The 8,539-nt window shown below is 46.1% G+C and carries 9 protein-coding genes and 1 pseudogene; 5 read left to right on the forward strand and 5 right to left on the reverse strand.

The window, feature by feature from the left end:
- Positions 1-459: pseudogene (locus tag Q0R35_RS04345) on the forward strand (serine protease); the annotation flags it as partial.
- Positions 460-557: 98 nt separating this feature from the next.
- Here the strand turns inward: Q0R35_RS04345 and Q0R35_RS04350 are convergent.
- Positions 558-1,151, reverse strand: a complete 594-nt coding sequence (locus Q0R35_RS04350; RefSeq protein ID WP_295614836.1) for a Uma2 family endonuclease — start codon at positions 1,149-1,151, stop codon at positions 558-560.
- Between Q0R35_RS04350 and Q0R35_RS04355 the strand changes: the two genes are divergently transcribed.
- The 4 genes from Q0R35_RS04355 (at position 1,128) to Q0R35_RS04370 (ending at position 5,383) form a co-directional block, all read left to right on the forward strand.
- Positions 1,128-1,310 carry a hypothetical protein gene (locus tag Q0R35_RS04355; protein ID WP_295614838.1) on the forward strand — a complete coding sequence of 61 codons (183 nt, stop codon included), beginning with the start codon at positions 1,128-1,130 and terminating at the stop codon, positions 1,308-1,310. The two genes, Q0R35_RS04350 and Q0R35_RS04355, sit on opposite strands and share 24 nt — an antisense overlap.
- A 28-nt stretch (positions 1,311-1,338) precedes the next feature.
- Positions 1,339-3,150, forward strand: coding sequence for a proline--tRNA ligase (proS, locus tag Q0R35_RS04360; protein WP_295614839.1), 1,812 nt, complete (start codon positions 1,339-1,341; stop codon positions 3,148-3,150).
- Between the two features lie 359 nt (positions 3,151-3,509).
- Positions 3,510-4,313: a DUF2993 domain-containing protein gene (locus Q0R35_RS04365; RefSeq protein WP_295614841.1), complete on the forward strand. Its 804-nt coding sequence runs from the start codon at positions 3,510-3,512 to the stop codon at positions 4,311-4,313.
- A 296-nt stretch (positions 4,314-4,609) separates the two neighbouring features.
- Positions 4,610-5,383: a GerMN domain-containing protein gene (locus Q0R35_RS04370; RefSeq protein WP_295614843.1), complete on the forward strand. Its 774-nt coding sequence runs from the start codon at positions 4,610-4,612 to the stop codon at positions 5,381-5,383.
- A gap of 91 nt (positions 5,384-5,474) precedes the next feature.
- On the opposite strand, the gene accB is transcribed toward Q0R35_RS04370, so the two are convergent.
- The 4 genes from accB to Q0R35_RS04390 form a co-directional block, all read right to left on the reverse strand.
- Positions 5,475-5,957 carry an acetyl-CoA carboxylase biotin carboxyl carrier protein gene (gene accB / locus Q0R35_RS04375; protein WP_295614846.1) on the reverse strand — a complete coding sequence of 161 codons (483 nt, stop codon included), beginning with the start codon at positions 5,955-5,957 and terminating at the stop codon, positions 5,475-5,477.
- Positions 5,958-6,181: 224 nt separating this feature from the next.
- Entirely contained in the window at positions 6,182-6,742 is a 561-nt protein-coding gene (gene efp / locus Q0R35_RS04380) for an elongation factor P (RefSeq protein WP_295614848.1), read from the reverse strand.
- Positions 6,743-6,924: 182 nt separating this feature from the next.
- Positions 6,925-8,121, reverse strand: a complete 1,197-nt coding sequence (locus Q0R35_RS04385; protein ID WP_295614850.1) for a saccharopine dehydrogenase family protein — start codon at positions 8,119-8,121, stop codon at positions 6,925-6,927.
- A gap of 109 nt (positions 8,122-8,230) precedes the next feature.
- Positions 8,231-8,539 (reverse strand): DUF1823 family protein (locus tag Q0R35_RS04390; protein WP_295614852.1); only part of this gene is annotated, 309 nt, incomplete at its 5' end.

The raw sequence follows: 8,539 nt of genomic DNA on the forward strand, positions 1-8,539 counted from the left end.
CAGGGCACATTGGCTGACTACGATCGAGCGATCGCCCTAGACCCGAAATTTGTCAAAGCTTATAACCAGCGCGGTCTTGTGAAAGCGATAACTTTAAACGATGTGCGGGGCGCAATGGCAGATTTCGAGCAAGCGATCGCCTTCGCACCGAAATCAGCCAATGGATACATCAATCGCGGGTTTCTGAAATATCGAAAGCTCAACGATCTGCGGGGCGCACTGGCTGATTTCGACCGAGCGATTTCCCTACAGGAAAGCTCCGCGAACGCCCTCGACCCGACATCTCTTGAGGCATACCTCAATCGCAGTTCTCTGAAAAAGTACAAGCTTAACGATTTGCAGGGCGCGATCGCGGATATGCAGCAAGTGGCGAAACTATTCCAACGGATGGGCGACCAGGAAGGTGCTCAGAGTGCGATCGAGCAAATAAAAATCTGGCAGGCAGGCAACTCGAAATAATTCTAGTTTTTAGACATCGATCTACAGTTTAGTGACTAAAGAATTGGGAGCTGGCGAGTCAGGATACTTACGTCTGTGCTTTACGTTGACAGGCAAAATTACCAAATTCGATCCATACTCAGCTTAAAATCTGGCATCACTTCACCACAATCGATCGCGGTGGGTGACTCTAGTATCTCTGGCTCTTGTCCAGGTCGATAAATCTCTACCTGTTTATCCCAAACATCAACCAATAATCCTAGCCGCGCTCCCAACCGCTGATATTCTAACATTCGCTTTTGCCAAGCAACTAATCTATCTCGATTGGGGCTATATTCAAGCACAAAATCAGGTACGACCGGACAAAATATGTCACCCGATATTGCCTCCGTTCGGGATTTGGCAATCCACGTCAGATCGGGATTCATGATGCCACCACCAATTTCCAGAAAATCGTAACCCATTGAAGATCCAAATACAGTCCCCAATTTAGCTTGTTTGTTCCACAAAGACACTTCCATCATGAGATCGCTAACATGACGTGCTATCCCATAAACAAATAATGGTTTAAAAAATAGCTGTCCGGTTGCTGTCAATTCTAGGCGCAGATCTTGATTATCGACATTCAAAGCATAATACTGCTCTGCGTTGACAGTGAGGGTAATGTTACTGACATTCAACAACAACGGTTGACTATTGGTAGAGACGGTCATAAAATCTCCAAACGTTTGCGGGAGCTAGATTATGTCACTTTTATTTTAGCACTGGCGACCAAATCTTCCGTTCCTCGATCGACAGTTCTGCGACTCCCAATTCACCCACAACAGCCATTACCCTGCGATAATATCGATAGTCAAACCCTACTGAGTTAGGGTGAGTAAACTAACGCAAAAAATCACGATGAGACTGTCTAAAAGCTTATTTGTCACCCTCCGCGAAGAACCAGCCGATGCCGAAATCCCCAGCCACAAACTGCTTTTGCGGGCGGGATACATTCGCCGGATTGGGAGTGGCTTATATGCTTACCTACCCCTGATGTGGCGCGTATTGACGAAGGTACGGCAGATTGTGAAAGCAGAAATGGATGCCACAGGCGCGCAAGAGTGTCTATTGCCCCAACTGCAACCCGCTGAGTTGTGGCAACAATCGGGACGCTGGGATACTTATAAGGCGGAAGGAATTATGTTCGCTTTTACGGATCGGAAAAATCGAGAAGTGGCTTTAGGCCCGACACATGAGGAAGTTATCACGGCTGTAGCCAGAGATTTAATTAAATCCCACCATCAATTGCCTCAGCATTTGTATCAGATTCAAAGTAAATTTCGCGATGAAATTCGCCCTCGGTTTGGGTTGATGCGCGGTCGGGAATTTATCATGAAAGATGGTTATTCTTTCCATGCGGATGCGGAAAGTCTGAAGGAAACTTATGATGATATGCACGATGCTTATTGCAAGATGCTGACGCGCTGCGGCTTGAAGTTTCGGGCGGTAGATGCGGATTCTGGCGCGATCGGTGGTTCTGGTTCGCAAGAATTTATGGTACTGGCATCGGCGGGTGAAGATGATGTGATGTTTACGGCGGATGGTAAGTATGCCGCGAATGTAGAGAAGGCTGTGTCGCTGGCTCCTGAAGCGGTGGCTTCGATTTTTACTAGTTATGAAGTTAAGGATACGCCAAATACAAATTCGATTAATAAGCTAGTCAAATTTTTAGAGTGCGACCCGACTGCGATCGTCAAAAATATACTTCAGCAAGCTGTTTACGATAATGGTAAGACGGTTTTAGTATTAATTAGCATTCGATCGGATCGCGAAGTCAATCAGGTTAAATTAACTAACGAATTGGGGAAATTAGCCCCAAATTATGGCGCAAAAACAGTCATCGCCCTCGAAGTTCCAGATGGAGTTGCGATCGCTAAATGGGCGGCGAAACCATTACCGCTCGGTTATATCGGCCCAGATTTGAGCGATGAATATATCCAAGCTAGTCCTAATACTCATCCTCACTTCTTACGGATTGTCGATGCTACTGCTGCTAGTTTGACTAACTTTGTTACAGGCACAAATGAAGCCGAAAAACATGTCGTCGGTGCGAATTGGGATACTAATTTCCCGCTGCCATCGGTGAATGTAGACGTTCAAAAAGCCTTAGTGGGCGATCGCGCGATTCACGATCCGACTCAAGTATTAGAAACCGCACGGGGCATCGAAGTCGGGCATATCTTCCAATTGGGCACTAAATACTCTGCCGCAATGGGAGCCACTTTTACCAACGAGCAAGGTGAAGAACAACCATTAGTGATGGGTTGCTATGGTGTGGGCGTATCCCGACTTGCCCAAGCAGCAGTCGAACAGTCTTATGATAAAGATGGGATTATTTGGCCAGTGGCGATCGCGCCTTATCATGCAATTATCTGCGTACCGAATATTTCTGATGCCCAACAAATGGAGGTCGCCGAACGCCTCTACACCGAGTTAAATCAACTGGGGGTCGAAACCATCCTCGACGATCGCGACGAGCGGGCTGGGGTCAAATTCAAGGACGCTGACTTAATCGGCATCCCCTTCCGAATCGTCACTGGTCGATCGCTCAAAGATGGTAAGGTAGAAGTCGTCCAACGTGCTACGAAACAATCTCAAGATATTGCCGTCGGGGATGTTGGTAAGACGATTAAACAGTGGATCGAGGCAGAGATGGGAGTTGGGAGTTAGGAGATGGGAGAGGGGAGTGGAACACCTGCGGTGTTAGTAAATTGAGAGTATCAGACAATTTACACTATCTCCCCTCCCATCTTCCCAATTCCGATCTGTCTTGAAAAGGTGCTTCACTTTTCGATCCCAACTCTTAATCTCCCAACTCTTAATACGGTTCGGTTAAGAACAGATCTCGCTCTAATTGCTCCGGATTAGGTTGGAATCCCCCTAAATCCCCCTTAAAAAGGGGGACTTTAAAGCCCCCTTTTTAAGGGGGTTGGGGGATTTGGATCTCAAACGAAGCTAACCGAACCGTATTGTCCCAACTCCCAACTCCCATCTCCCATCTCCTAGCTCCCATCTCCCATCTCCCATCTATGGAATTAATCACCATCCTCCTCTCCGGTATTACCGCCCTATTTTCCCTGACTGGGGTGGTGGTAGATAAAAATGTCGAAACTGCCTTGTTGTCGCAGATCGATCGAGCCGAGCAACTACAAGTCAGAACTGATAACGCGCCACCGCTCCAGATTATCAATGGCAAAATCAATAAGGTGCGGATTGCCGGACGGGGTTTGTGGGTAACCAAGGATCTGCGGATCGACACGCTAGAAGTCGAAACCGATCCGATTGCCGTCGATCTTAAAGCAGTCCAAGCCGATGGGCAAAATCCACGATCTTCTTCGCTCCAGCAGCCCATTCAGGCGGCGGTGAAGTTTAAGTTAAACGAAGGAGATATTAATAATTTCTTAAAGTCTCCAGATTCGATCGCGCGGCTTCAGAAAATGACTACTAGTACGCTCGGTGGTGCGGCGGCTGGTTCGCTGAATAAGGATTACCAAATTACCAATCCTAAAGTTCAATTTATCGGCAACAATCGCCTGGGAATCGAAGCTGAATTGCTAGATCCGGCTTCTGGCGAAAAACTCCCCGTCAGTCTCGAAACAGGGGTGAGTGTCGTTGGTGGGCGCAAATTTCAGTTAGTCGATCCGAAGGCACTGGTGGGTAAAACTCCAGTACCACCATTTCTGTTATCTGGCTTGACGACTGGAATTGGCGAACAATTGAATGTAGATATCCTCGAAGGGCGCGGACTCTTTACCCGCATTCTCCAGTTCGAGGTTAAGCCCCAAGAGCTAGAAATAGCGGCTTTCGTGCGGATATCTGGGCGTAAAGAGTAACTTTCTACTGTCAGATTTAAGTATATTTATCTCGTTCGTGTAACGTTGGCTGTGCCGAATCGCATCTAGATTATTGCTAAATATTTTTCATCGCCGATCGCAATTCTAAGAGTTAAACTAATAATAGATCGACAAAGACAGCCAGAGTGCTGGTTTGGCAGGTCAGTAAACGGCAAACCCTTGCTAGTTATTAGTTATTAGGATCGATCGGCTAGTCTGAATCGCACAGCTTCGACATCATCCTCAATTGCTGCTTCCTGCTCAATGCTTCTAAACGATCTTAGTAATTTTTAATTATGGAACACCAAAAATCGATATCTAAAAACGTCGTTGCGACAATCTCAGCCGTAACTTTAGCCGCAATTGCGATCGGCGGTGGGTTAGCATGGTGGACGATCGACCATAGCAACCACCCTGTGGTAAGTACTCCCAGTAAAATTCCGGTTACCATTCCAGTCACCATCGATCCGGCTAAAGTTAATCCGCAGACGGCAACTCAAATCCCGACAGCCCCTGAGACGACTACCACTCCGCCAATCTCGATAACCCCTAACGTTGGCGAGACTAACACCAAAACCACTACTCCACCTAAAATCGCCCAAAAAGACAGTACTGTCAAAATTTGGCGGCTAGATGATGATGGTAAAAAAACTATTTTAGTCCCACAAGAGCAGCAAGCTCCTCAAGCTACCGAGACAACTCCAGCAGCGGGAGTTACTAGATCCATTTCTACCTTACTCGCTTCATCAGGTAAACCCGATGGTAAATTAACATCGACAATCCCCGTCGGTACCAAGCTCCTGAGTACCAAAGTGTTAGCCGATGGCATCCATATCGATTTATCTAAAGAGTTTACACAAGGCTTCGGTGCCACTTCGATGATTGGTAGATTGGGGCAAATAGTATACACGGCTACGGCTGAAAATCCCAGTGCGCCTGTCTGGATTACAGTTGAAGGTAAAAAGTTAGAAGTTCTCGGCGATGTCGGTGTCGAAGTCAGACAACCAGTTACGCGCGAAACTTACGATCGAGATTTCCCCATCAATCCAGCTAGTTCGACAACTCCATAAAGTTACTCGCATTTTGGATCGAAATATAGTTACTAGTGTTTTAGTGAATAGTGAAAACAGCAAGCTATTCACTATTCACTCTGATATCTACCTAACTAGGATTGATGTACATCAGAGTCTGTCCAAATTCGATCGGTTGACCATTCTCAACTAATACTTCCATTACCTGTCCGACGACTTCGGCTTCAATTTCGTTCATCAGTTTCATCGCTTCGATAATGCAGACAGTCTGCCCCATCCGAATGCGATCGCCGATCGAGGCAAATGCTGGCTCGTCAGGGGCGGGAGAGCGATAGAATGTCCCCACCATCGGCGATTTGATTTCTACCCACTTGCTATCGATCGTCGGTGTAGAGCGATCTATGACTAGCTGTTGGTGAGATTCGGGAGTTGAGACAGCGATGATTTGGGTATTAACATCGGCGATCGGATTTGAGAATCCACCTCTAGACACTTGTGTAATTCCTTGGCTGACTGTCAGTTCAAAATCAGCATTTTTAAGTGTCAATTCGGTAATATTATTATTGGCGATCGCGGCTAATAATTCGCTGAGTTCTTTAAAATCAATTGTCATATTCAGTTTGGTAATGGTTGCTAATTATTAACAATAGCAGCGGTAAAATATTATTTTTATTAATTAAATATCCGGTAGCGGTACCAGCCAACTTTACGGCTCTCCCGTGGGTAGGGGGAGAAAAAAGTCCGATTAAATTCCAAAACTCGTTTGGATCTTTCCCCTTTCCCCTGAACTATAAATTTAACCGATTTGACGTTAGAAATACGGGAGAGCTGTTTAGTTTAGCTTTCACGTCCGACATATTGGTCTGTGCGGGTGTCGATTTTAATTTTTTCGCCGATACTGATAAACAATGGTACCGTTACTTGCGCGCCCGTTTCGACGATCGCAGGTTTGCTTCCACCTGTAGCTGTATCGCCTTTCATACCAGGATCGGTGTCGGTAACGACTAATACTACCGTGTTGGGGAGTTCCACTTCCATAATTTGTTCGCCCCACCGCACGATGCTCACTTCCATCCCTTCTTTGAGATACTTGACGTTAGAGCCAATCTGTGTGGGTGTGAGATTGGATTCTTCAAACGATTCCATGTCCATGAACACGAATTGATCGCCATCTTTGTAAGTATGCTGCATTTTAATCTTTTCAAGCGTTGCTTGGGGCATTGTTTCCCCCGCGCGGAATGTTTCTTCCACGACGCTACCGCTCTGGACATTTTTGAGCTTCGTTCTTACAAATGCGGAACCTTTACCGGGTTTTACGTGTAGAGATTCGACGATTTTCCATACGCCGCCTTTCCACTCGATCGATACACCAGGTCTAAAATCATTACTGGAAATCATGAATATTTCTATTGTTGCACAGAACTGTTGGCATCTTATTTTATCAGTCTTCGGGACTGTGGGGAAATGAGCAGCTTACAAGATCTCTGAACTTACGCATCATGGCACCAATTGTCTGCATTTTTGCCTTGCGCCGATTTTAGCTTCGGCTCGAAGCTTCGAGCCGAAGATGATGATGGGTGTTAATTCTCAAATGGCGATTCGCCATCGATTACTTCATGCCAAGGTAATCCCATCGAGTTTAATAGTTCCATAAATGGATCGGGATCGCATTCTTCGACGTTAAATACACCAGGTTTTTGCCAATTACCATTGACAATCATCAGTGCGCCAATTACTGCTGGTACGCCTGTGGTGTAAGAAATTCCTTGCGCTCCTACTTCTGCATAAGCTTCGGCATGTTGGCAGTTATTGTAAACGTAATATTTATTGGCTACACCATCTTTAATTCCGGTAATATGACAACCGATCGAGGTTTGTCCGGTATAATTAGTAGCTAAAGAAGCGGGTTCTGGTAATAGAGCTTTCAGGAATTGTAATGGTACAATTTGTTGACCTTGATATTCGATCGGATCGATCCGTGTCATGCCGATATTTTCGAGTACTCGCAGGTGCGTAATATAGTTTTCTGAGAATGTCATCCAAAACCGCGCGCGTTTGAGGGTGGGGATGTTTTTGACTAAAGATTCGAGTTCTTCGTGGTAGAGTAAATATGACTCGCGATCGCCAATATTGGGATAAGGAATCGGGCGATGGATCGATAATGCAGGAACTTCTACCCACTCGCCATTCTCAAAATATCGCCCTAGTTGAGTAATTTCGCGAATGTTTATTTCGGGATTAAAGTTAGTGGCAAAGGCTTTACCATGATTGCCATCATTACAATCGATGATGTCTAAATAATGAATTTCATCGAAGTAATGTTTGAGCGCGTAGGCACTAAATACACCCGTCACGCCAGGATCGAAACCACAGCCGAGAATGGCGGTTAATCCGGCTGCTTTGAACTTATCTTGATACGCCCATTGCCAACTATACTCGAATTTAGCAACATCGATCGGCTCGTAATTGGCAGTATCGAGATAGTGAATCCCTGTCTCTAGACAAGCATCCATCAGTGTCAAATCTTGATAAGGAAGCGCGACGTTAATTAGCAAGTCTGGTTTGAACTCTTTAATTAATTTGACTGTATTTGCCACTACATCGGCATCGAGCGCGGCGGTGGTGACTTTTGGCGAACCGATGCTTGCGGCAATTTTGTCGCATTTATCGACGCTGCGACTTGCGAGTAAAATATCTGTAAACTCAGCGCGTGCGGCGCATTTATGTGCTACTACGTTTCCGACTCCACCTGCGCCGACAATGATTACCCGTGCCATATTTTCTCCCTGAATAAGTTGATTTTGGATTTTGGATTATCTAGTTCCCCAGTCCCTGGTCAGTGAGCGGAGCCGAACTGCCAGTCTCCCAGTATCAATCCTGCCTAAATTAATATACCCGACTAGCCATATACGCTAACAACCAACTTGCTGCCGTCGCGCGTCTGGTTTGACGGGGGCCGAATTCGCCGAGCTTATAGCCTTTAAAGCCTAGCTGTTCCTTGAGTAATTGCTTATGCTCGGCGGGAATCGATCGAGTGAGCTTGACTGTTGCGGGGCGACTAGCGATAAAATCTGGTGGTGTGGGGTAAGTTTCTTGCCATTCTGGAGCCACTAAATTCAAATCCCAGGTTTGCTCGGTGCGATGGTATCGATAGCCTAAATAGTGCCAGAGAATTTGGTTGACTTGAAGATCGGA

The sequence above is a fragment of the Chamaesiphon sp. GL140_3_metabinner_50 genome, from assembly GCF_025361915.1.
In the GTDB taxonomy this organism is placed as follows: Bacteria; Cyanobacteriota; Cyanobacteriia; order Cyanobacteriales; family Chamaesiphonaceae; genus Chamaesiphon.

Excerpts from the sequence above, each read along its gene's own strand:
- Q0R35_RS04350 (WP_295614836.1), bottom strand. The coding sequence starts at position 1,151 with ATGACCGTCTCTACCAATAGTCAACCGTTGTTGTTGAATGTCAGTAAC.
- proS (WP_295614839.1), top strand. The coding sequence starts at position 1,339 with ATGAGACTGTCTAAAAGCTTATTTGTCACCCTCCGCGAAGAACCAGCC.
- Q0R35_RS04365 (WP_295614841.1), top strand. The coding sequence starts at position 3,510 with ATGGAATTAATCACCATCCTCCTCTCCGGTATTACCGCCCTATTTTCC.
- Q0R35_RS04370 (WP_295614843.1), top strand. The coding sequence starts at position 4,610 with ATGGAACACCAAAAATCGATATCTAAAAACGTCGTTGCGACAATCTCA.
- accB (WP_295614846.1), bottom strand. The coding sequence starts at position 5,957 with ATGACAATTGATTTTAAAGAACTCAGCGAATTATTAGCCGCGATCGCC.
- efp (WP_295614848.1), bottom strand. The coding sequence starts at position 6,742 with ATGATTTCCAGTAATGATTTTAGACCTGGTGTATCGATCGAGTGGAAA.
- Q0R35_RS04385 (WP_295614850.1), bottom strand. The coding sequence starts at position 8,121 with ATGGCACGGGTAATCATTGTCGGCGCAGGTGGAGTCGGAAACGTAGTA.